Genomic DNA, 23,086 nt, shown 5'->3' with positions numbered 1-23,086 from the left:
TAACCAATAATATTTTCATCCGCCATACTAGCGGGCTAACTAGAGCTATGCGATGATACGCGCGGCATTGGCAATCGCAAATCTGACCTACACAATCCGACGGTACATCACCTACTATCTTATTTATCCTTAAGCTATTAACTATCTACTATCCTATGGAAAGTTGCGCTGTGTTCATGAGAACTATTTTAGCTAGCTGTTTTAAGGCACTACTGATCTATTTAGTTGTATTGCCTAGTAGCTATGCTAACTCCAGTCCGGTAAAGCCTGTGGGATGCAAAGCTTATGTACAAGAACAAGCACGCCGCTTAGCGACCCAACCTTATCAAGCACCTGCTGCTATTAGTGAAGAGGCTGTCAGTGAACTGGATTACGACAATTACCGCTTGTTGCGCTTTAAACCAGAAAAAACCATTTGGCGCAAAGAGCAGTTGCCTTTTCAGTTAGAGCCTTTACCTCCCGGATTGAGTTTTAGACACCCGATTGAGTTGTATCTTTGGGAGCAAGGTGAGGCTAAAGCACTACCTTTTCAACCCGATTACTTTGAGTCTGCTCATCTACTAGCGGCACTTGATAAAACGGAGAGGGGTTTTACAGGTTTTCGTATTCTTTATCCACTAAAAAAAGATGAGTTTCATAATGAATTTTTTGTGTTTCAGGGTGCTAGTTACTTTCGCTCGCGTAGTGCAGATCAGGTTTACGGCTTATCAGTACGTGGCTTAGGTATTAATACTGACCTTGAAGGGCAAGAAGAGTTTCCCGACTATCGTGCTTTTTGGATTGAAAAACCTAATCCAGAGGCTAATACCCTAACCTTATGTGCTTTATTAGATAGCCCTTCGGTCACGGGCGTGAGTGAATTACGCATTACACCTGCTTTAGACACTACAGAGACTACGGCAGAGGTCGATACAGTATTATTTTGGCGCGATAACACTGTAAAGGTAGGTATCTCTCCTCTAACCAGTATGTTTTTTCATGGAGAAAACTCCGCCTATCGCAGTGGGGACTATCGACCAGAGGTGCATGATTCGGATGGAGTGTTACTCGAAGATACGAGCGGATTTAAATGGCAGCCCCTCTATCAGCCGCCTTATTTCACGGCTCATACCATTGCCCCTATAGGGTTAAAAGGGTTTGGGTTATTACAGCGTGATCGTAACTTTGACCATTACCAAGATTTAGAGGCTCACTATCAAGAGCGTGCAAGTGTATGGGTGACGCCTTTAAATGACTGGGGGGCGGGAGTGTTGCGCTTAGTGCATTTTCCTACCCAATCCGATGTACTGGATAATGTGGTAGTTTACTGGCAGCCAGAGCAGCTTCAGTCTGAGCAGCGTTGGCATTATCGCCTGACTTGGCTGCAACAAGACCCCCAGCATCATCAATTAGGTAAAGTCGACGCCACACGTATTGCTACTAAAAACGTAGATAGCCTACCTAATCAAGAAGGGCTATTGCGTTTGTTTGTCGATTTTAAAGATATTCCCCCTACTACTGAACCAATTGAAGTTGAAATAGGTCAATCAGACAACGTGGTGATTCAAGCAAGCCAATTATTTAACCATCCTTATCTCCCGCGTGGGCAACGTTTAGTTATAGCAGCCAAACTGCGCCGAGAGCGTTGTCATGAGCCTATGGTGGTATTTGCGCATTTGAAAGTGGGTACTAAGCCCTTAAGTGAAAGGTGGGTCTATCCCATTTCGTCTGAATATTGTCAGAGTCTTTAACTATTATAAATGAATCAATAGAGTGTTTTTGAGGAAAAATTGTCATGTTTACCCCTGCTAGCTGGGAAGTCGCGCGGCAGCGTGCTGCTTTATATTGCCAGTTTCATCATTTAAAAGAATACGATAAACAACAGGTGTTAGATAAAGCCTGTTTAAAATTAGCTGCTACTTATGGTGAGAAGTTAAGCGAGAGTGAATTGATTCAGGCACTTATTCAAGAGGTGCAAGTCCAATTAGCACAGTTATACCCCCATATAGCGGTGCATCAGCCTAGTCAAGCACAACCCGGTTATCGTCGGGCTAAAACGGGACCTGTTTTAAAACGCAGCAGTATTCGTGCCGCTGTTTTAAAACGTATTTAGCAGCTCCTTTGCTCCATGGGGTGATTTTGATAGCTATGATAACTTCAATGATTAATAGGTAGACTGCTTAATGCTGCAAACCCTTGCGTTATTAGATTGGCGGCAGACGGCACTACAACGTCGGCTGTTCGTATTCAGTATGATTGCTTTAATGCTCATCTGGTCAGTGAGTTGGTTGACAGTACATCTACCCGAGGTATTACCGTGGTGGTGGAAAGCACTCATTGTTATCCCCTTTGCCGTCTTATTATTTTGGTTGGCTTTGGGGTTTGTCACAGCCTTAACGGGACTTTGGGTCTTAATGCGTCGAGGACGTTTTCGAGTATTGCCTTCCTCGCGTGAGCCAGTACCGCCACTGCCTACTCACTCCACGACCGCTATTTTGTTACCCGTGTATAACGAGGATGTTGCTTATGTGTTTGCAGGGATTAAGAGCATGTATCAATCCTTGCAGGCAGGTGGTTGGCTGGAGCATTTTGAATTTTATGTGCTGTCTGATTCGGATAAAAGCCGCCAATGGTTACGTGAGGGTGCGGCATGGCAGGATTTATGTGATGAACTAGACGCACATGGGCGCATTCATTACCGTCACCGCCGTCATCGAATTAAGAAAAAAAGTGGCAATATCATGGATTTTTGTCGTCGCTGGGGTAATCGACATGAGTACATGATTGTATTAGATGCGGATAGTTTAGTAACAGGCGAAACCTTTGCGCGTTTAGTGACCGCAATGGAGCGTAATCCGCGCATTGGTTTAATTCAAACCCCTTTATATGCTACTGGTCTGCATACTTTATTTGCGCGGAGCCAGCAATTCGTTAATCGTCTTTATGGTCCCGTGTTTTTTGCTGGATTGCATTATTGGTGGATGGGGGATAGTCAATATTGGGGGCATAATGTCATTATTCGCACCTCAGCTTTTATGCAGCATTGTGATTTACCACGCTTGGCAGCGAGTGGTTCATTAGGGGGCGATATTTTAAGTCATGATTTCGTAGAAGCAGCACTATTAAATCGTGCTGGCTGGGAAACTTGGCTCGCCTTTGATTTAGATGGCAGCTTTGAGCGCCCACCGCCCACTTTAACCGACGCCTTAAAACGTGATCGGCGCTGGTGTTTGGGTAATTTACAGCATTGGCAAATTATCTGGTCACGCGATATTCCGCATATGCAACGCTTTTTAATGCTAGGCGGGATTATGTCTTATGTTGGATCACTGATTTGGCTGTTTTGGCTTATGGTTTTAAGTGTTACCGCCCTGTCCTATCCTAGGGAAGATATTATTGAAAATTCATTTTTTAGTGATTCGATCTTAGTTATTACCCTCATATTGTTGTTTGTCTATAAGTTATTTGGTGTGATTCATATCATTAAGCGCGGTTATAGCCAGTTATTTGGGGGACTAGCTAATTTATGGATGGGTATAGTTACTGAAACTTTAATGTCGATTTTGATTGCGCCGATTCGCATGATGTATTACAGCCGTTTTGTGATTGAAATACTCCTAGGTAAACGCGCCAATTGGGGAACACAACAGCGCGAAGGCTATAAAATGAGTTGGGCGAGTGCTTTACGTGAATATGCGTGGATTATGATTCCGGGGTTATTATGGGCGGTTACTTTAGCTTCAGTGAATCCCGTAGCGTTTTGGTGGACTGCTCCGGTATTACTAGGTTTAATTTTAGCGGCTCCGGTGGCGGTATTAACCAGTTACGAATTAGCCCCGAAAGCGGGTCTATTTACTACGCCGGATTTGCAACAACCTATGGATGTATTACAAACCTTCCCTGAAAATCATTTGGACTTAAGCGAGCGTAGCTATGTGACCACCCATGATCCTTTTACTCGTGTGGTAGTTGATCCGGTGGCACAACAACAACATATGGCTTATGTACCGCGTCGCCAAGTGTCGGCTAAAACCCGTGAGCAACGGGATGAATTATTTAATCGTGCGTTGCGCATGGGACCGGTGAATTTAACGGAAGCCGAGCGCCAAATATTTTTAGAGGATTCATCCTTATTAGCGCGTTTACATACGGCGGTATGGCAATTACCCGAAAAGCAATTTCAGCAGCAATGGCTGAGTCATTTATAATTACATTTATAATTATTTGAGAGCAGGGTAGTTAAACTAACTACCCTCAAGATTTTTAATCCGATTAAACAATCCTATGGCTGACAAATTTACTCATATTATCGAGAATTTCGCCGCCACGCCTAAAGCCTAAACCGCAACCTTCCCAAGCAAAAAATACTCCGGCTTGATAAGTACGACCTTGGGCATCTTTAGCCATCGGTGCATATTCTTGGTAAATCGTGCGATAGCGTTCGTATTCACCCCCAATACTATGCAGCACTTTACCCGTAGCATCTAAAATGGTGGTATTAGCACCCTCGCGCCCAAACATTTTTTTGGCAACTTGTTTCTTACCTTGTAATGGTTCGGAACGGGTTTCGAGTAAGTAGGGAGAATCAGGGAATAGATCATAAAGTATTTTCATAATCCCTTTGCTCTGAAAAATCAGGGTATAAGCAGGATTCAGAATAGTCGCTACTCCATTGCGGCTAATATCATCCAAAATCCCTACAATCCCGTCATTTTGTAATGCAATTTCTTCCCAAGGATAGAGTTTAAACCAATAATCAAACCGTGTACCTTCGGGATTAAAAATACCTTCTTGCTCCTGAAAACCCACCTCGTGCATATAGCAAAAATCTGTTTGAAACCCCGCTTCACTAGCGATTTGCTGTAAAAAGCGGGTGGTGCTTTCATCTTCAGGTAAATTACTTAAGCATGAGAACAGAATATTTTGATAATTATAGTGATCATTAAAAGTATCGGGTTCTGCTTCGCCCGTGATCATACGCCTAAAACTATTGCCAATCGCCTGATACACATTATTAAACTGTTTATCTTCATTCATGCCATTTGCTTTGAGTAATGCCCATTGCACCACGGAAGTTTCAAATAAACTGGTTGGAGTATCGGCATTAAATTCAATTAATTTAATCGGCAAACCATCAATACCGCCTGCTAAATCAAAACGTCCGTAAATATGGCGCTCATCGTTGTCCCAACTGCGTTTAATGGGATTAATCAAATTAAAAGGAATATCGAGTTCAAAGAATAAGTCATTGTCGATAACATATTGTGCTGCCTCGACATAGAGGTCATACAATTCATTAGCTGCTAGGTAATAAGCTTCCGCTTCCGCCTCGGTGACGGGCACAATCTCATCCGTGATATAGGGTGTGCCGTCCGAGTCGGTATGCCAATTCATGCCGACATCTTCCATGAGTTGATTGCTAATCGGCTGGACTTTTTCGGTTTGAATCATGAGTTAACCTCCTGCCGATCCGGCTGATGATTTACTACCAGAGGAACCACTGGATGAATTTGTACCTCCACCAAAAAAGCCACTACGCGGCTGAGTAGTAGTTGGTTTGGTCGCATTATTAGTATTGGCAGCACCACCCGGAGTGCGTGTACTGCTCATAGTGGATTGAGCGCGAGTGTTTTGCTGTTGTTGGTGTTGTTGATAATTCGAGTTACCCATAAGTTTATTGGCAATCATCCCGCCAATTAATGCCCCTGCCGCTGCTGCCAAAACGGTTTCACCTAAACTTAAGCCTTGGTTTTCAGCCACGGGCTTAGTGAGATTAGAACTCCCTTCCTCCACCCGTTTAGCTTCTTCCTCAGCAATCTTTTTTAGCTCCGCCTCGGTCAAAACGCGCTCATTGCCTTGTAAGTCTTTCACAATCGCTTTAGTACCGCTGGAGGAAGGATATTTCTCTTGCAGTTCGTAAGTATCGGGATTCGCTCCGGTTTGTTTTAAGACTAGGAAAAAGCCTTGTTCGGCATTCGCGGCTTGGGCGATGCTTTCAGTTTTGGGGGCTTCGGGTTTTTGTAGCGCGGTTTGATCATCACCACAGCCGGATAAGCTCACCATGATCACGGCGCCAATGCTGCCCACCATCGAATAGGAGGCAATTTTTTTAATATAGGGTTGCATATACCAATCTCCATTTCTAAGGAATGCTTAGAACCATAGTCAAATTGGGGGCAAAAAGCTACTAGGTACGGGGTGGGTGGTGCTTGGGTTAGGGGATATAGGCTTTATTATGCCTCATTAAATACCTATCAATTTATCATATAGAATGATAAATTGCTAGGATGATAACTCGAACTCTTACCCAAGCGCTACTTGAAGCCTTGCAATACCAACCAGCAGTCGTGCTGCTCGGCGCACGTCAGGTGGGCAAAACCACGCTGGCACAACAACTGCTGACCACGCACAAAGCCCTTTATGTAGATTTGGAAGATTACATCGAACGTGCTGGGGTGATGCAAAATCCTAAACTGTTTTGTGAGCAGCACAAAGACGAACTGATCATTTTCGATGAAATTCAAAACACTCCAGGTTTATTTCCTGTGTTACGAGGTGTGATCGACCAGCGGCGGCGCGAAGGACGCGATGCGGGGCAGTTTTTGCTGCTAGGTTCAGCCTCTCTGGAGTTGGTCAAACAAGCAGGTGAACGCTTAGCAGGGCGTGTAGCGTACTTGGATATGACCCCATTACACGCCATTGAAGTCGGCAAGGCAAATATTGAAACACTCTGGACACGCGGTGGTTTTCCACAAAGCTACCTCAGCGCTACTGATGAGGAAAGTTTTCGCAAACGTAAATACCTAATCCGCAGCTATTTGGAGAAAGACATCCCGTTCTTTGATCGCAGTGTGCCACAGGAAACGATGCAACGTTTGTGGATGATGTTGGCACATTTGCAGGGACAACCCTTCAATGCTAGCCAGATTGCGGAAAATTTGGGTCTGGATTACCGCAAAGTCATTGCCTACACCGATTTGCTGGTAGACCTGATGCTAGTGCGTCGCTTACAACCCTTTCACACCAATATTGGTAAACGCTTGGTTAAAACGCCGCTTTTGTATATTCGTGATAGTGGTTTAGTACATGCACTACTGACGATTCAGAGTTGGGATACCTTGATTACCCATCCGATTGCAGGTGCGAGTTGGGAAGGTTTTGTGATTGAAAATCTGCTAGCTGTGGCTCCTGAAGGCGTGATTCCATTCTTCTATCGTACCAGTGCAGGCGCGGAGATTGATTTGATTTTGTTGTTTCCAGACCAAAGTAAGCTGGCGGTTGAAATCAAGCGTAATCCACGCCCTAAACTGAGTAAGGGATTTTATATTTCGCAACAAGATCTCCAACCCCAACATAGCTATGTGGTGACACCGGAAGAAAAAGTGTTTCCGATGGATGAACACACCACACAAATTGGATTGTATGGCTTGATGCAGCGCTTGCGGGCTATGTGAATCTGAGTAGCCTATTCATGCTATACTCAAGCGTCCTGTAACGTTAGTACAAGGTGATTCGCTATGAACGTCATCGGTATCAAGGAGTTACCGGAACAGCCGTAAACCCCCTTCCTTCAGGTAGGGGATATAAGGCTATTGGCGATAGCCGATGAAAGGCAGAGGGATGAGCACGACATTTTGCTGTTTTGATAGTATAATCAATCATATGAAGCCACTCACTCACCTCAAAACCCTCAAAGTACGAGTCAAGGATAAACACAAACCTATCCTTGAGCAAATGGCGTTTGAAGTGAATCAAGTCTGGAATGCTGCTAACGAAATCACCGCCCTTTATTCCCACGTCCCAATTCCTGAAGTCGGTTGGATACGCAACACCTTTTCCGCCTTTGACCTGCAAAAGCAATTAAAAGGCATTAAAGCGGAACGGGGCTTCATCATTCACTCCACCACTACTCAAGAAGTTATCGCAGCTCACCATAAAGCGCGTCGTCAATTCAAAACGGATAAATTGCGTTGGCGTATTTCCAGTGGTTCTAAACGTTCATTAGGCTGGATACCCTTTAAAACGGGCGCAGCCAAATGGAAAGGGGGGCAAGTCTATTTTGCGGGGCATTATTTCAAGGTGTGGGATAGCTATGGATTGTCTCAATACGAGTTTCGTTCGGGTAGTTTTTCCCAAGATGCGCGGGGTCGTTGGTATTTCAACATCGTAGTAGAAATTCCCTGCATCGAAACCCCCGCAAAAGGACAAGTGTGTATTGATCTAGGTCTGAAAGATACCGCGACGTGTAGCAATGGCTTAAAGCTCGAATCCAAACCGTTCTATCGTGAACTCGAATCTAAGCTAGGCATAGCCCAACGCGCTAAGCAAAAGAAGCGCATCAAAGCGATTCATGCTCAGATTAAAAACCGTCGCTTAAATGCGATTCACCAGTTCACCCATAAAGTTGTTAACGACAACGGCTTAATCATCATAGGCAACGTGAGCAGTTCCGCCCTAGCTAAAACCAAGATGGCTAAATCCGTCTTGGATGCAGGGTGGCATATCCTCAAGACACAACTGAAATACAAAGCGAGTGCGCGGTTAGGGGTGTTTATCGAGGTCAATGAATCGTACACTACCCAAGCTTGTTCGAGTTGCGGCGGTATCAGCCCCAACAGTCCGAAAGGTAGAGCAGGTTTGCGAATCAGAGAATGGTCATGCCCTGAGTGTGGGGTAACGCACGACAGAGATGTCAATGCGGCTAAGAATATTCTCGCGCTCGGACATGAGCGTCTGGCAGCAGGAATCCCCGTCCTTTAGGGCGAGGAGGATGTCAAGATTTACAGGAAGATCTGCAAACACTCTAAATGAGGTGATTTATGAGGGCAAAATGCGCTATTCATGTAAAGTACTCTGTATTCACAGCGATAATACTTTTTCCATTGATGCTATCAGCTAATAATGGTTTTAAGGTTGATACCCTAGACTGCGCGTTAACTCGTACTCAGAATCCTAGCTTAGTATTTGATGCGAAGGTCGATAAGACTCACTACAAGGTAGGTGAGTTTTTATCACTCGATGTGAGTGCTGAGCATGATTTGTATGTCACTATTCTGGATCATGGTTCTGATCCCACTAAGCCGCATCGTGGTCATGTCTTATTTCCTAATGTGTTTATTAAAAAGGGTAGTACTTATCAGTTTCCGTCTCCCAATGCTGGCGATCTTGAAGTGTCTGAACCTTTGGGGAGAAATACTTTAGAGGTGATTGCTAGTGTTGCGCCGCTCAAAAATACCGAGGCGGCGAGTAAAAATGTTAATTTAGTTCCTTCACGTACTCCACCTAGTGCAGCTCCTACAAAAACTACCAATTGCACACTCAGTTTTATGGTAGTGAAGTGAATAGCTTTATTGAGTAGCTTTGGGGTAGACAGGAATATCTAAGCGCTTTTTAACCACTGATTCGCGTGCTTCTAGGGCTTGTAGTTCTGCCTCAAAATCAGCTTGTTGGGAATATTCGCGGCGACTGAGATGTTCAGGAGTATCGGGTGTCCAAAGCAGCACTAATTGATGCGTACCGCTGTTGTTACCAGCTTTTAAGTCTAATTCTTTAGAAGCCAAATTTTTGTTAAGTATAAGGCTAGCATCATTGGTAAGGGGCAAAAGTTGGCTAACTTGTTGCTGTGGGTCGATGCTCCAGAGACTAAGATAACCTGTATCAGTAGCTTGATAGGTGATGGTAATACGATCTCTAACATTGACTTGCCCATCGGCGGTGTAGGTAAGATCAAGAATTGGGGGGTTATTGAAATAACGCTCTATAAAATCGGGTACGTCTAAAGCTAGTCCCACGATCAGCGCTATCGCACCTAAAATCCCCATGATGCTTAGTGAGCGCCAAGAGCGTTTCACTTTATCCCATAATTCACTCAGAAATGCCCTTAGGTTCCCACTCATAGCCCAGCCCTCACACTCAATGGCTTATTAACATAGCGTGTGTAGTGGTCTAGCTCAAGCTCCGTTTTTAGCAGTCTTTGAGGTTGGAACCACTTACAGTTTGGCTCCAGTTTTAACCTGATTTAAGGCAAGGTTCAGGGTAGAGTATTTTCTAACCTTATATTAACATCCTAGGCATCTTTTATTATCAATGTGTTGGCGATGGGGCTGATGCGTGGCAGGGGTGTTGGTGATGTTTAAAAAGCTCAGCTTAGGTGTAGTCATAGGGCTAGTGGTGTGGAGTGGGGGACTGTGTGCCGATACTAGCCGTAATGTGAATTTAAGGCAGGCAGCCGAACAGTTTGTCAGTGCGGGTAAAGTCGCGGTGGTAGTAGGGGTAGAAGCTTATAGTCTACGTAGTGGTTTAAGACCATTAGATTACGCGGCTGATGATGCACAGGAAATGGCAAAAACTTTAAGGCAATTAGGCTATAACGTTCAGCTTTTAACCAACCAGCAGGCGACTCGTGCCGATGTCTTGGATGCGATTGAGCAAGCAGGTAAGGCAGTGAGTATTAGTGATGGCACGTTATTATTTTTCTTTTCAGGTCATGGGTTTGCTGAGGGGCAGAATAATTATTTAGCCTCTTATGGTACGGTATCCACTCATTTACAAGGGTCAGCTTTGCGCTTAGACGAGGTGGAGCAAGCGATTCGTCAAACGCATGTTAAGCGAGCGGTGATGTTTGTGGATGCATGTCGAAATAATCCTTTTGTAGGTAAGAGTGTGGCGCAGCCGAGTTTTTTACGTCAACACAGTGAGGGGATTAAGGCTCTGTATGCGACCAAGCCGGGGGAGCTGAGTTATGAAACGCCGCAATTGGGGCATAAGTATCTACACAAGTTGAAGTGATGATGAGAAGATAACGGTATGGATATAAAAAAAGTTAGCGGGTGTGGATGCCCGCCTGAGTTTGCGTTATGAACGCATGGTTCAGAGTTACATGAAGGTCAGTGAGCCGCTGAGTGCAGGTATGAAAGCCTTGAACGATGGGGTGAGCAGTTTTGCCCACACACAAGCGGCGTGGCGTTTTTATGCGAATCCGGTGGTGAGTTTGTCAGTGCTGCAAGCGCCGTTAACGGCAGCGGCTCATGAGGGCATTACGGAGCGCTGTGGTTCGTATGCGTTGTGTATCCACGATTGGTCGCGGTTAGCGTATCGTCATGCGAATAAGGCAGATCGTTATGCGATTACGCATGCCAGCGATCAAGGCTATGATTTACAAAGTAGTTTAGTCATCAGTGATCAAACCGGTGAACCGATTGCCCCGGTAGCGCAATGCCTAGTGAGTGGAGTGGGTCGTCAGGTACCAGTATGAGGAGGAGGTGTTAACGCCTCGTACGCATTTGGATGAGGTGAGCCGTGCGATGGAGCATCTGGAGGGCTTAGGGTTTTCCCGTCCCTTGGTTCATCTGATGGATCGCGAAGGGGATTCGGTGGGTCATTACCGTCGTTGGCAGTCATCCGGGATTCAGTGGTTGGTTCGTATTCGGGACAACCCGCAGTTGACCTATCAAGGGTCGGCTCTAGCCAGTAAAACCCTAGCAGAGCAGCTCACCTACCATCGAGCCAGAACCGTACAGGTTCAGGGTAAACCCCATGAACAATACGTGGGCGAAATACCGGTGAGTGTAACCCGTCGGTCTAAACCGAGCTGTAAAAAGCAGGTCCAACCCTCGGTCGCGGGGGAGCCGGTGATGGCACGCTTGGTGGTCAGTCGCCTCTTCAATGAACAAGGGGACATGATCGCTCAGTGGTTATTGCTCACTACCCTCACAGCCCCCACCGCCGACACACTGGTCTTGTGGTACTACTGGCGTTGGCAGATTGAGAGTTTCTTTAAACTACTCAAATCCGCCGGACATCAACTCGAAGCGTGGCAACAGGAGTCTGCACTAGCCGTCGCGAAACGGCTTTTGGTCACGAGTATGGCCTGTGTCACCGTCTGGGCGATTGCCGTGAGTCCTCAACCGGAAGTACAGCAACTTCGGCAGTTGTTGATTCGCTTGAGTGGTCGACAGATGCGTTCTAAGGTCACCTTTACTTACCCAGCCTTATTAGCTGGGTTAGAAACTTTTCTGGCGTTAGTCCAGCTACTGGACTCGTATTCACCCGCAGAGATTCAAACCCTCTCCCAGACCCTCCGTTCGGTAATGCATAAAAATGTGTAGATACTTATGCAATTGGGGCGCGGGGTGTTTACTCACTTTTTGGTGCAGGGTCTACGGGGGCAGGCGGTGGAAGCGGATGGGGCGATTAGCTTTGAAAGTTTGACGCAGTATGTGCAGGAGGAGACGGCGCAGTGGACGTTGCAGCATTTGCAAAAGACGCAGTTGCCTTATGCTCATGCGTGGTCGGGGAGTTTTGGGGTGTTTGTGTTGGGGCAGGTAGGGCAGAGAGTTGCAGCACCTGTGCCAGCCCCGCCGCCAGTAGAGCGTCCGACACCAGCACCTACGCCACCGCCAGTGGTACGTCCGACAGCAGCACCTGCACAGGCTAGGGTGATTGAGCCACAGATGGTAAATATTCCAGCGGGGACGTTTACGATGGGGTGTGTGGCGGGACGGGATGATGTTGTAGAGGGTGATTGTGAGACTAATGAAAAACCAGCGCGTCAGGTGCGAGTGAATGCCTTTCAGATGGGCAAAACGGAAGTAACAGTGGCGCAGTATATGGCATGTGTGCAGGCAGGAGGATGTAATAAACCAGAGTGGGATAGTCCTAATGCTCCTAGCGGTTATGCGACAATGGGTAGTGCTTTGCGCGGTGCTAATTATCCCATAGTTGGGGTGAGTTGGAACGATGCACAGGCTTATGTGCGCTGGCTCAGTCAGCAAACTGGTAAGCGCTATCGTTTACCCAGTGAAGCGGAGTGGGAGTATGCCGCACGAGCAGGTGGTAATACTGCCTACTCATGGGGCAGTAGCATAGGTAAGAACAGAGCTAACTGCTATGGCGATCAATGTGGTGACAGCTATCAGTATACAGCGCCCGTAGTTAGCTATGCTGCTAATAGCTATGGACTACATAACATGCATGGCAATGTATGGGAGTGGGTAGCAGACTGCTATGCTAACTATGCTAGTGCTCCTAGTGATAGCACAGTAGTAGCTAGTACTAACTGCTCTCTGCGTGTGTTGCGTGGTGGTTCATGGTTCGACATCCCGCAGGACTTGCGCTCAGCGTATCGCAGCCGCTTCGGGCCTACGAACCGTTACAACAGTGTAGGCTTCCGGGTTGCCGCAGGTTAAGTGCCATCGTAAAAAGCCCCCATCCCCAGCGCTTCCCCCGCAAGCGGTGAAGGGAGTAAGGGAGATGGTGATTGTTGGGGTAGAGCTAGTGTTAAGAAGATGCAGCCAACCTAATGACCAGTGCTATAATGAATTCAACCTCACTATGACATTCAAGCTATGGCTGAAAAAGACATTGTAAGCAAAGACGTACTGCAACACCTCGCCGCCGACATTGCCAATATCCTGCTCCATCTCGATGTAGAGCATGATTCGGTAGAACTACTCCAAACCGAGCAACAACGCATCGAAGTACGTCGTGCCGATATGGTAGCGCGGATGCGCAAGCGTGGAACAGGCGAGCAATTCATCCTGCACGTTGAAATCCAAAACGCCAACGACATGAGCATGCCTGTACGCATGTTGCGTTATGTCAGTGACATATTACTCCTACATCCCAACGAACCCATCTATCAGTATTTGGTCTACATCGGCAAAGCTCGACTGTCTATGCCCACTGAGTTGGTACTGCCCGATTTTCACTACCGTTATCGGGTATTAGATATGCACACAGTGGATTGCAGTTTATTATTAGCTCAAGACACACCGGAGGCTTTAGTACTCGCTATTTTATGTGACTTCAAAGCGCGACCTACACAAGAAGTCGTCAACTACATTGTCAAGCGCTTAAAAGAACTCACCGGCGATAATGAAGCCCAATTTCGTAACTACTACGAAATGTTAGAAACTCTCGCGGACAACCGTGATTTACAAACACAACTAGACGAGGCCAAACATATGTTAACGCAAGTCGATGTCACTCGTTTTTCTACCTATCGCTGGGGGCTGCAAGCTGGACTGGAACAAGGACGTGAATTGGGGTTAGAGCAAGGGCTAGAGAAAGGACTTGAGCAAGGGCTTGAGCAAGGGCTTGAGCAAGGGCTTGAGCAAGGGCTTGAGCAAGGGCTTGAGCAAGGGCTTGAGCAGGGGCTTGAAAAAGGTCTGAAACAAGGTTTTGAAAAAGGTGCTCAACTCAAAGCCACTGAAATGGCTAGAAAGTTGATTAGCAAAGGTGCTTTTGAAGTGGCTGAAATTGCCGAGCTAACAGGGCTGACTGAAGACGAAATACAAACGCTTAAAGCCGCTCTATTGAATTAATCTCTCGCGTTATGAGTAAGTCGTACCTAGTACGCTTACTCACCCACTGGCTAGTACTCAAAAATCATAATCAATCCACCAACTCAAACTCTGCTTGGGTGCAATCAAACGCTCGAAAAACGGTTCCCATGAAAAGGTATGTTGATTGCCCCAAATCGGGAAAAAGGTAGGCACATAACTACACGTTGCACTCACCATACCTAGTACAGGATGGCGTTGGGTAATGGTCAGAGGGCTGTGTGCTTGTTGATCTAAGGCTTGATAAAACCCTGCTTGCTCAGGCCAGTTTTTGCGCGTGATAAAACCATTTTCTGCGATAAAGTACCCATCATTCTCTGGCATCGATACCGGAATACTGAGGCGGCATAACTCATCGGTTTTAGTTTGCGGATAAAACGGATGGGGGAACCATGCCATAGGAATAAAGGTATTCCCCTGATTCGTGATAGTAGTATGCGAACGCACAGTACGCTCCATCAAGCTAACAGTACGTTGCAAGGTAAAATCAAACTCAGCAAAAGTTTGATGCGTACTCATCTGAATGGCAGAGCGACTTGCCTCAATATCCCATTGGCAAAATTCCAGTACTTGCTTAGTGGTTAAATCACAGCGCCCAATTCCAATAATACACACCTCACTATCCGAGCCATTGGATTGACGCAGTGGCGACCAATTAAACGCATCGGGAATCCCTTGACCATCAAACCAATTAAAACTATCAGGATAGGTAGGCCCTGATAGCAATGCGCCCTGCTGATGATCAGTCACTTGATAGATATAGCCCCCCGTACAATAGCGCACACCAAAGCGAGCTTGATCCGCAATAGGGTCTAAAATATCGATGGTTAATTGGTGATTAGTGAGTGGGTACATAGTAAGTTCTGCTAGCGGTGGTAAATAAGAGTATAGGTAGGGGCAAACCTATGTGTTTGCCCAATGGCAGTGGCAAATAGGGTAGACACATAGGTCTATCCCTACGGATTTTTATCAATCGGGTCGACGTTGACGCAATGCTTCATATAAACAGACGCCTGTAGCGACTGACACATTGAGGCTTGATACTTTGCCGCGCATAGGAATACTGATTAAAAAATCACAGTTTTCCTCAGTCAAACGCCGAATACCTTGCCCTTCAGCGCCCATCACTAGCGCCATTGCCCCAGTTAAGTCCGCTTCATATAAGCCCTTGCTCGCTTGATCGCTCGTACCCGTAATCCAAATCCCGCGCTCGCGTAATGTACTCATAGTGCGTGCCAAATTGGTGACACTCATAAAAGGTACTAACTCCGCAGCACCAGAGGCAACCTTGCGCACGGTGGGCGTCAATCCTACTGCATTATCACGCGGTGCAATGACCGCATGCACCCCTGCACCCTCAGCAGTACGTAAACACGCGCCTAAATTATGTGGATCAGTTACCCCATCGAGAATCAATAAAAAGGGTGGCTCGTCTAGTTTATCAAGTAAGTCGTATAGATCATTTTCGTCGTATTCTTTAGCACTTTTGTACTCAGCGACAACCCCTTGATGGCGATTATCACGCCCTGCCATTTCATCCAATTTATTAGGGTCAATGAGTGCGCAACTAATACCCGCTGCTTTCAGCAAAGGTTGTAATTTGAGAATACGCTCATTACGAGTGCGTTTGTCTATCCACACGCGTACTAGATTGTCTGCATCATGATTTAACGCACTTTCGACCGCGTTAATGCCGTAAATCAGAGATTTTGCCATTACGATTTTTTCTTTTTACGTGACTTTTTCGAGGATGCACTATCCTGTCCTTCAGGGAGTACAAAGTCAATTTTGCGCTCGTCTAAATCAACCCGTGCCACCTGTACTGTAATGGGATCGCCTAAGCCATATTTACGCCCAGAATTTTCCCCTGTTAGGCGATGACGTATCGGGTCAAAACGATAGTAGTCACTGGTTAAAGCAGTGACGTGAACTAAGCCTTCCACATAAATATCATTCAAGGCCACAAATAACCCAAACCCTGTCACGGTTGCAATCACACCCTCAAATACTTCGCCCACCCGCTCCTGCATATACTCCGTTTTGAGCCATGCAATTACATCACGGGTGGCATCATCAGCGCGACGCTCAGTCATAGAACAATGTTCACCCAGCGCTAACATGGAGGCAAAATCATAAGGATAGTTTTCGGCAACCCCCCCACGTAATATATGGCGAATCGCTCGATGGACTAAGAGGTCTGGGTAACGACGAATAGGTGAGGTGAAGTGTGCATAATGACTTTGTGCTAAGCCAAAATGACCGATAGTTTCGGGGCTGTAGCGGGCTTGAGAGAGTGAGCGCAGTAGCACCGTTTGAATCACATGCCGATCAGGGCGCTCTTGAATCAGATCCATCACTTTAGCGTAATCGGCAGGTTCAGGTTCATCTCCCCCTCCTAATGATAAACCCACGCCATTTAAAAACTCACGGACATTGCTTAAACGCTCAGTATCGGGCTTATCATGAATACGGTGCAGAGCAGGGATTTTATGTTCTACCAAAAATTGCGCGGCACACACATTCGCTGCAATCATGCATTCTTCAATTAGCTTGTGGGCATCATTGCGCTCCATAGGCACAATCGATTCAATCTTACGATCCGCACTAAAAATAATTTTGGTTTCAGTACTTTCAAAATCAATTGCACCGCGTTCTTCACGCGCTTCACGTAGTACTTGATAGAGGTTATATAGCTCATCCAAGGGATTGAGTAGAGCAGAGTACTCAGAGCGCATAATAGGGTCTCTATCAACCACTATTTTTGCCATTTTGGTGTAGGTCAAACGTGCTTTAGAGTGCATCACCGCTTCATGAAAACGGTAGTCGGATATAGCACCATTTTCATCCACATGCATCTCACACACCATGCACAGACGATCCACATTGGGATTTAAAGAGCACAAACCATTAGATAAAATCTCCGGCAACATCGGAATGACTTTGCCCGGAAAATAAACGGAAGTGCCTCTTAAACGTGCTTCCTTATCCAGCGCTTTATCATTACGCACATAATAGGCGACATCGGCAATGGCTACCCATAAGCGCCAGCCCATGCCTTCGCGCTCACAATACACCGCATCGTCAAAGTCTTTCGCATCTTCACCATCGATTGTGACTAGCGCCATTTGGGTCAGATCAAGGCGACCTTGCTTGGCATCACTAGGGACTTCATAACCAAATTGATCGGCACGTTCAATCACCGCTTGAGGCCATTCAAAGGGGATTTCATGGCTACGAATGGCTATATCAATTTCCATCCCCGGAGCCATATGATCACCGAGAATTTCGACAATTTTACCTAAAGGGCCAGAGCGTTTGGTCGGTTGCTCAATAATCGCGGCAACGACTATTTGCCCTTCTCGTGCCTCTCCCAACGCATCGGGAGGAATAATAATATTATGCGCAATGCGTGAGTTATCGGGGATAACATAATGCAAACCACGCTCATTGAATAGGCGTCCGACCACTTGTTCAGTGCCACGCTCTAAAATCTCTACCACCGCTCCTTCACGCCGTCCCTTGGGGTCAAGCCCGCGTACACTAGCTAAAATACGGTCGCCATGTAGCAGCATATTCATTTGCTTAGCATGCAGGAATAGATCCGGTGAACCATCATCCGGTTGGAGAAAACCAAAGCCATCAGGGTGACCAATTACCCGCCCCGCAATCAGGTCAGCGCGATTAACAGGCAGGTACTGTTTGCGGCGATTAAAGAGCAATTGTCCATCGCGCTCCATTGCACGAAGACGCTTTTTAAGCGCTTCCACATCCTCATCATCTTTGAGTCCTAAGGCTTCAGCTAAGGGTTGAAACTCTAAAGGTTTGGTGCTTTCTTGAAGGATATTAAGAATTAAGTCACGGCTAGGAATAGGTTTTTCGTATTTTTCCGCTTCATTTTGAAAATTAGGGTCATGTAGTTTCATGCAATGTCCTTATTAGTTGTTATGTTCGTATGGCAGGTGAGCATAACAAAGTTTTACTCAGGGGTAAGTAAAAACTCTCGTAGTAATATTTGAGCGCTTATTGGTCATAAGGGGCAGTGCTTTGTCTAATCACTAGAGTGGGGTCAAGCAGGGGTAGGGGAGTGAATACCTGTTGTTTTATTAAATTTAGTAATTGTTGTGCGGCGACTCTACCTAGTGTTCGACAAGGTTGATGAATAGTGGTGAGTGCAGGAATATAACAAGCAGTTAGGGTGAGATCATCGTAGCCGACCACTGATACATCTCGCGGCACTCTAAAACCTAATTGATATAGGGTGGCAATAAAGCCAAAGGCTATTTCATCTCCAGCACTGCATATGGCACTCGGACGTTGCTCTATAGGTAGATTTGCCCAAGCATAGGCTGCTTGTTGCCCCGTCGCTAATTCAAATAAACCCTCATGAATCCAAGCCTGGTGAGTGGGTAGGTTGAGCTGCTTTAGGGTGTGTAGAAAACTTTCCTGTCTGCGTTGTCCGGGAGTATGCATCGATGGACCTGCTATATGTCCAATACGTGTATGCCCTAATGAGTGTAAATGTTTAACGGCTAGTTCAATGCCTAATTCGTCATTAATACCAATATAGGGCAGAGTCAATTCAGCATGGCGTTCACCCGCAAATAGAATAGGAGGATGACCTTTAGCATTTTCAATAATATCTCTAGAGACTTGACCATCTAAGATAAGAATCCCATCCACACGGTTGCGACTGAAGTAGTTACGTGCATGGGTAGTGCTCATCGATGCTTTTTGAGTATCAGCGATTAAGACATTGATATGATTGCTAGCGAGTACTTCTTCAACACCTTCGACAATAAGAGAGAAATAGGGATTACCAATATTAGGGGTCATAACCACTATAGTATCGGTTTGACGCTTGCGTAGATTACGCGCATTTTCATTAACGCTGTATCCAGTCGATTCGATAGCAGCTAATACTTGTTGACGGGTTAGTTCGGATACTTTGTCTGGATTGCTTAAAGTGCGACTCACAGTGGCTACGGATACTTTTGCCAACTGAGCTATCTCTTGAATGGTAATGTTTTGAGAGTTAAGCGCCATAGCAACGAATGAGTTTCCCTACTGATAAATTCATAGCATAGGTTAAACACTGAGGTTAGATCTAGTAGCTTAAGTATGAATTAACTATAAACCTTTAATTAATCAATAGTTTTAAAGAAAACAGGTTTATTTGCTTTTAATGTAAACGATTACATAATTTAATGTAATCGTTTACACTGATGGGTAACGATGCTCAATCATTTTATTTCGCTAGAGGATAATGCTATGTGGCAACCACATGAGACGGATCATCAGTCTGAGACGAGTCAATCGTTAGCTAGATTTAATGCAACACCTATCGCCCAAAAGCCCCTTTTTAAACTAATAAGCTCAGTGATTATGCTGAGTTTAGTAGCGGCCTGTAGTGGTGGTACTTCTTCAACCGATATTACTACCCCAACGCCGACACCCACACCCGTTCCGACTCCAACCCCCACACCTACACCTGTCCCAACGCCGACGCCTACACCTGTCCCAACGCCGACGCCGACACCCGTTCCGACACCTACTCCCACACCTACACCCGTTCCGACACCGACTCCAACCCCTGATACCTTGTCGTTTTATAGTGATTGGCCAGACATAGCCTCTACTAATGCCATCAAGCCTGATTCCACTATTGAGACTCAGGTTCAGAGTATTTTGGCGCAAATGACGTTAGAGGAAAAAGTAGGGCAAATGATTCAGCCTAATTTGGATCAAGTCACGCCTGCTGAGGCTAAAGAGTACAAATTAGGTTCTTTACTCAATGGTGGTGGTTCATGGCCGAATAATAATAAAAAGTCAACGGCGGCTGATTGGGTGGCTACAGCGGATAGTTATTGGCAGGCCCTAGACGAGGCCTATCAAGACCGAGGGTTTAAGATCCCTTTTATGTGGGCGACGGATGCAGTGCATGGACATAATAACGTCTATCAAGCAACGGTATTCCCTCACAATATCGGTTTAGGGGCTGCGAATAATCCCGAACTCATTTATAAAATTGGTCAAGCTACTGCGCGTGAAATTGTCGCTACGGGTTTGGATTGGACTTTTGCTCCCACGGTTGCTGTTCCTCGTGATGATCGTTGGGGACGCGTCTATGAGGGCTACTCGGAAGATCCTGAAATCGTTTATAACTACGCTAGTAAAATGGTTGAAGGTTTACAAGGTGGGGGCGCTGGTTTAAAGACCGATACTCAGGTTATCTCTAATGTAAAACATTGGTTAGGTGATGGGGGCACTAAAAACGGTGTAGACCGTGGTGTCAATCAAAGCACTGAGACTAATCTTATTAATCTACATGCGGCAGGGTACTTTGCAGGCTTAAAGGCTGGTGCACAGGTAGTCATGAGTTCGTTTAATTCATGGGATGCCGATGCCAATTACGCGTCTAATCCAGCGGTGGCTTATAATAAAAAAATTCATGGTAGCAAGTATCTCATTACCGATGTGCTCAAAGGCAAAATGGGTTTTGATGGTATTGTGGTAACCGATTGGAATGGACATGGTGAAATAGCCGGTTGTAGTGCTGCTAATTGTCCCGATGCGGTCAATGCAGGTAATGATGTGTTCATGGTCACTGCCAAGGCGGATTGGAAAGCCTTTTATGCCAATGTGATCCAACAGGTGAAAGACGGCATTATTCCGATGAGTCGGATTGATGATGCTGTGACTCGTATTTTACGCGTGAAAATGCGTGCAGGCTTATGGGACAAGCCTAAACCTTCTGCTCGCTCACTAGCCGGTAATCAAGCGATCTTAGGTGCTCCTGAACATAAAGCCTTAGCACGGCAAGCAGTGAGTGAGTCCTTAGTATTACTAAAAAATAATAATGCGGTCTTACCTCTCAAGGCAGAGCAAAAGATATTTTTAGCAGGTAGTGCTATGGATAATATCCAAAAGCAAACCGGAGGTTGGTCGCTGACTTGGCAGGGGGCCGATAACACACTGGCTGATTTTCCGGGAGCTTCTACTGTTAAGCAGGCGCTGGAGGCACAGATTGGAGCTGAAAATATTATTACTGATAAAGCCCAAGCTAATGCAGATATGGTGGCTTTAGTAGTGATAGGTGAAGACCCTTATGCAGAGTTTATGGGGGATATTAAAGACCACCAGACCCTCAGCTATGCCGAACTAAAAACCTCTTATGCGGCAGATTTGCAGACCATTAAAGACCTAAAAGCCTTAGGTATGAAGGTAGTGACCGTATTTTTGTCAGGTCGTCCTTTGTATGTGAATGAGGAAATCAATCATTCAGATGCCTTTGTTGCCGCGTGGCTACCAGGGACAGAGGCGGGGGGGATTACGGATGTCTTGTATGCAGTAGGAGGAAAAGATTTTAAAGGTAAGCTCTCCTATTCTTGGCCTGCTACTAAATGCTCTACTAGCATTAATCGTGTCCCGCCACATATCAGTGGCTATATGACACCCGTTAATGAGCAGGATATTAGCGGCATTCATGCGCCCTTATTCCCTTATGGCTATGGTCTGACTTATAGCGCTATGACGGCTGCGGCTACTGATGTGAGTTGGGATTTAAATAATCTACCTCTAGATACGCGTAACTATGGTTGTGGACAAAGTGAACCCGATACCGGGATAGCGACTTTGCCATTAGAGATTTATGGAACGCGTGCAACGGATGAGTTTGTATTACGCATCTCTGGTAATAAAAATGGTTGGGCAGCGATTCCAGTGCCCAAAGAACAACCCGCTGATCAAGGTACGGTATCCACTCAACCCATTAATTATCAAGGTCAATACGATGCGGTGAAGGTGACCTTTAAGGGGGATGATCTAGCGCAAATTTATCTACAAACTCAAAGCGAGGCGGGACAAGATCGCAATTCATATTTGAACGCTGAATCTACTTTGCAGTTTGATATTAAAGTCCATCAAGCACCTACGGCTACTCTCAATTTAGCACAGCACTGTGTGTGGCCGTGTCTCGGACAGGTAGAGCTGAATAAGGTATTGCCAGCCGTATCCACTGAATGGTCAAAATTAAAAATACCCTTAAAGTGTTTTGCCGAGCAGGGCATGAATCATGCTGCTATGAATACACCGTTATTATTCCTGACAGGAGGCGCAGCGCAGTTTGATCTAGGCAATGTACGGATTGTGCCGAAGAGTGTGGATGCAGCAACCGATGCGGTAGCGTGTGCTGATTTGAAAGCGGATAGTGGCGGTGGAGGATCTAGTATCGATTTAGGTACGGTGACTGAGGATAAAGCGGTTGCAGTAGGTTTCCGTCCCGATATGGTGACAGCCTTATCGATTACGGCACAGAGTACTGCCTTAAATAGTGGTAGTTTGCGTACTAGCTCAAATGCCTACGAGGGTAGCTCATCATTATTATTCAGTCATACAGGTGTGGATTGGGGCGGCTTTTTTAGTGAGTTTTCACCGTTACTGAATTTAAGTAGTTATACCAATATGGTCGTAGCCGTAGCTGCACCTGATGCTTTGGATCAATTAGAACTCAAGTTAGATGATGCTACAGGTGCGGCATTAGGTAAAAATCTGTTGTCTTATCCCTCTACCACTTCCGGTATTTGGAAAATTTACACCGTACCATTGAGTGAGTTTGTGGGGGTAGATAAGAGTCAAATTAAAGCAATAGGGTTCTGGCATCCTAAGGCAGCTAGTGGTAGCTATTTGAAGTCAGACATTTTAATTGATGATATTCACTTTAATTAATGCTACCTAAGGATTTTAGGCAGTTAAGTGATTGATTAGCA

19 protein-coding genes are annotated in these 23,086 nt (G+C 45.8%); 12 read left to right on the top strand and 7 right to left on the bottom strand.

Annotated features, from left to right (window positions below; all coding sequences use genetic code 11):
- Positions 1–176: 176 nt before the first annotated feature.
- From IPL34_RS01220 to mdoH, 3 genes are all read left to right on the top strand, one after another.
- The gene (locus IPL34_RS01220; RefSeq protein WP_296836524.1) at positions 177–1,730 is read left to right on the top strand and encodes a glucan biosynthesis protein; all 1,554 of its coding nucleotides are present in this window, start codon (positions 177–179) and stop codon (positions 1,728–1,730) included.
- A 44-nt stretch (positions 1,731–1,774) separates the two neighbouring features.
- The gene (locus IPL34_RS01215; protein ID WP_296836521.1) at positions 1,775–2,092 is read left to right on the top strand and encodes a hypothetical protein; all 318 of its coding nucleotides are present in this window, start codon (positions 1,775–1,777) and stop codon (positions 2,090–2,092) included.
- Positions 2,093–2,162: 70 nt separating this feature from the next.
- A complete protein-coding gene (mdoH, locus tag IPL34_RS01210) occupies positions 2,163–4,187 on the top strand; it encodes a glucans biosynthesis glucosyltransferase MdoH (protein WP_296836518.1) in 2,025 nt (674 codons plus the stop codon).
- Positions 4,188–4,251: 64 nt separating this feature from the next.
- On the opposite strand, the gene IPL34_RS01205 is transcribed toward mdoH, so the two are convergent.
- On the bottom strand, positions 4,252–5,430 hold the full coding sequence (locus tag IPL34_RS01205) for a glutathionylspermidine synthase family protein (protein WP_296836515.1): 1,179 nt from the start codon (positions 5,428–5,430) through the stop codon (positions 4,252–4,254).
- Positions 5,431–5,433: 3 nt separating this feature from the next.
- Entirely contained in the window at positions 5,434–6,105 is a 672-nt protein-coding gene (locus IPL34_RS01200) for a hypothetical protein (RefSeq protein ID WP_296836512.1), read from the bottom strand.
- A 161-nt stretch (positions 6,106–6,266) separates the two neighbouring features.
- Here IPL34_RS01200 and IPL34_RS01195 point away from each other — a divergent pair, with 161 nt between their 5' ends.
- From IPL34_RS01195 to IPL34_RS01185, 3 genes are all read left to right on the top strand, one after another.
- Complete coding sequence (locus IPL34_RS01195) at positions 6,267–7,433, top strand: ATP-binding protein (RefSeq protein WP_296836510.1); 1,167 nt, start codon at positions 6,267–6,269, stop codon at positions 7,431–7,433.
- Between the two features lie 208 nt (positions 7,434–7,641).
- Complete coding sequence (locus IPL34_RS01190) at positions 7,642–8,739, top strand: transposase (RefSeq protein WP_296836508.1); 1,098 nt, start codon at positions 7,642–7,644, stop codon at positions 8,737–8,739.
- Between the two features lie 125 nt (positions 8,740–8,864).
- Complete coding sequence (locus IPL34_RS01185; protein ID WP_296836506.1) at positions 8,865–9,320, top strand: DUF4384 domain-containing protein; 456 nt, start codon at positions 8,865–8,867, stop codon at positions 9,318–9,320.
- Between the two features lie 6 nt (positions 9,321–9,326).
- On the opposite strand, the gene IPL34_RS01180 is transcribed toward IPL34_RS01185, so the two are convergent.
- On the bottom strand, positions 9,327–9,875 hold the full coding sequence (locus tag IPL34_RS01180; RefSeq protein ID WP_296836505.1) for a hypothetical protein: 549 nt from the start codon (positions 9,873–9,875) through the stop codon (positions 9,327–9,329).
- 232 nt (positions 9,876–10,107) lie between these two features.
- On the opposite strand from IPL34_RS01180, the gene IPL34_RS01175 reads away from it, so the two are divergent.
- From IPL34_RS01175 to IPL34_RS01155, 5 genes are all read left to right on the top strand, one after another.
- Positions 10,108–10,767, top strand: a complete 660-nt coding sequence (locus IPL34_RS01175) for a caspase family protein (protein WP_296836503.1) — start codon at positions 10,108–10,110, stop codon at positions 10,765–10,767.
- A gap of 43 nt (positions 10,768–10,810) precedes the next feature.
- Positions 10,811–11,233: a hypothetical protein gene (locus IPL34_RS01170; protein ID WP_296836500.1), complete on the top strand. Its 423-nt coding sequence runs from the start codon at positions 10,811–10,813 to the stop codon at positions 11,231–11,233.
- A gap of 7 nt (positions 11,234–11,240) precedes the next feature.
- The gene (locus IPL34_RS01165) at positions 11,241–12,086 is read left to right on the top strand and encodes a transposase (protein WP_296836498.1); all 846 of its coding nucleotides are present in this window, start codon (positions 11,241–11,243) and stop codon (positions 12,084–12,086) included.
- A 6-nt stretch (positions 12,087–12,092) separates the two neighbouring features.
- The gene (locus IPL34_RS01160) at positions 12,093–13,166 is read left to right on the top strand and encodes a formylglycine-generating enzyme family protein (protein ID WP_296836496.1); all 1,074 of its coding nucleotides are present in this window, start codon (positions 12,093–12,095) and stop codon (positions 13,164–13,166) included.
- Between the two features lie 159 nt (positions 13,167–13,325).
- Positions 13,326–14,303: a hypothetical protein gene (locus tag IPL34_RS01155; protein ID WP_296836494.1), complete on the top strand. Its 978-nt coding sequence runs from the start codon at positions 13,326–13,328 to the stop codon at positions 14,301–14,303.
- A gap of 57 nt (positions 14,304–14,360) precedes the next feature.
- Here the strand turns inward: IPL34_RS01155 and IPL34_RS01150 are convergent, their stop codons facing one another.
- The 4 genes from IPL34_RS01150 to IPL34_RS01135 form a co-directional block, all read right to left on the bottom strand.
- The gene (locus tag IPL34_RS01150) at positions 14,361–15,176 is read right to left on the bottom strand and encodes a hypothetical protein (RefSeq protein WP_296836492.1); all 816 of its coding nucleotides are present in this window, start codon (positions 15,174–15,176) and stop codon (positions 14,361–14,363) included.
- A gap of 114 nt (positions 15,177–15,290) precedes the next feature.
- Positions 15,291–16,037, bottom strand: a complete 747-nt coding sequence (gene rlmB / locus IPL34_RS01145) for a 23S rRNA (guanosine(2251)-2'-O)-methyltransferase RlmB (RefSeq protein ID WP_296836491.1) — start codon at positions 16,035–16,037, stop codon at positions 15,291–15,293.
- A complete protein-coding gene (rnr, locus tag IPL34_RS01140; RefSeq protein WP_296836489.1) occupies positions 16,037–18,244 on the bottom strand; it encodes a ribonuclease R in 2,208 nt (735 codons plus the stop codon). The genes rlmB and rnr overlap by 1 nt, the downstream gene beginning before the upstream one ends.
- 97 nt (positions 18,245–18,341) lie before the next feature.
- Complete coding sequence (locus IPL34_RS01135; protein ID WP_296836488.1) at positions 18,342–19,364, bottom strand: LacI family DNA-binding transcriptional regulator; 1,023 nt, start codon at positions 19,362–19,364, stop codon at positions 18,342–18,344.
- A gap of 225 nt (positions 19,365–19,589) precedes the next feature.
- On the opposite strand from IPL34_RS01135, the gene IPL34_RS01130 reads away from it, so the two are divergent.
- Positions 19,590–23,045 carry a glycoside hydrolase family 3 protein gene (locus IPL34_RS01130; protein ID WP_296836486.1) on the top strand — a complete coding sequence of 1,152 codons (3,456 nt, stop codon included), beginning with the start codon at positions 19,590–19,592 and terminating at the stop codon, positions 23,043–23,045.
- Positions 23,046–23,086: the final 41 nt, after the last annotated feature.

The organism is Thiofilum sp. (assembly GCF_016711335.1).
Classification (GTDB): Bacteria; Pseudomonadota; Gammaproteobacteria; order Thiotrichales; family Thiotrichaceae; genus Thiofilum.
The sequence above is the reverse complement of the archived record's forward strand: the minus strand, read 5'-3'. Positions and strand labels throughout refer to the sequence as shown.

Bases quoted from the DNA above. Each gene is read 5' to 3' on its own strand.
- IPL34_RS01220 (WP_296836524.1), top strand. From the start codon at position 177: ATGAGAACTATTTTAGCTAGCTGTTTTAAGGCACTACTGATCTATTTA.
- IPL34_RS01215 (WP_296836521.1), top strand. From the start codon at position 1,775: ATGTTTACCCCTGCTAGCTGGGAAGTCGCGCGGCAGCGTGCTGCTTTA.
- mdoH (WP_296836518.1), top strand. From the start codon at position 2,163: ATGCTGCAAACCCTTGCGTTATTAGATTGGCGGCAGACGGCACTACAA.
- IPL34_RS01205 (WP_296836515.1), bottom strand. From the start codon at position 5,430: ATGATTCAAACCGAAAAAGTCCAGCCGATTAGCAATCAACTCATGGAA.
- IPL34_RS01200 (WP_296836512.1), bottom strand. From the start codon at position 6,105: ATGCAACCCTATATTAAAAAAATTGCCTCCTATTCGATGGTGGGCAGC.
- IPL34_RS01195 (WP_296836510.1), top strand. From the start codon at position 6,267: ATGATAACTCGAACTCTTACCCAAGCGCTACTTGAAGCCTTGCAATAC.
- IPL34_RS01190 (WP_296836508.1), top strand. From the start codon at position 7,642: ATGAAGCCACTCACTCACCTCAAAACCCTCAAAGTACGAGTCAAGGAT.
- IPL34_RS01185 (WP_296836506.1), top strand. From the start codon at position 8,865: ATGCTATCAGCTAATAATGGTTTTAAGGTTGATACCCTAGACTGCGCG.
- IPL34_RS01180 (WP_296836505.1), bottom strand. From the start codon at position 9,875: ATGAGTGGGAACCTAAGGGCATTTCTGAGTGAATTATGGGATAAAGTG.
- IPL34_RS01175 (WP_296836503.1), top strand. From the start codon at position 10,108: ATGTTTAAAAAGCTCAGCTTAGGTGTAGTCATAGGGCTAGTGGTGTGG.
- IPL34_RS01160 (WP_296836496.1), top strand. From the start codon at position 12,093: ATGCAATTGGGGCGCGGGGTGTTTACTCACTTTTTGGTGCAGGGTCTA.
- IPL34_RS01155 (WP_296836494.1), top strand. From the start codon at position 13,326: ATGGCTGAAAAAGACATTGTAAGCAAAGACGTACTGCAACACCTCGCC.
- IPL34_RS01150 (WP_296836492.1), bottom strand. From the start codon at position 15,176: ATGTACCCACTCACTAATCACCAATTAACCATCGATATTTTAGACCCT.
- rlmB (WP_296836491.1), bottom strand. From the start codon at position 16,037: ATGGCAAAATCTCTGATTTACGGCATTAACGCGGTCGAAAGTGCGTTA.
- rnr (WP_296836489.1), bottom strand. From the start codon at position 18,244: ATGAAACTACATGACCCTAATTTTCAAAATGAAGCGGAAAAATACGAA.
- IPL34_RS01135 (WP_296836488.1), bottom strand. From the start codon at position 19,364: ATGGCGCTTAACTCTCAAAACATTACCATTCAAGAGATAGCTCAGTTG.
- IPL34_RS01130 (WP_296836486.1), top strand. From the start codon at position 19,590: ATGTGGCAACCACATGAGACGGATCATCAGTCTGAGACGAGTCAATCG.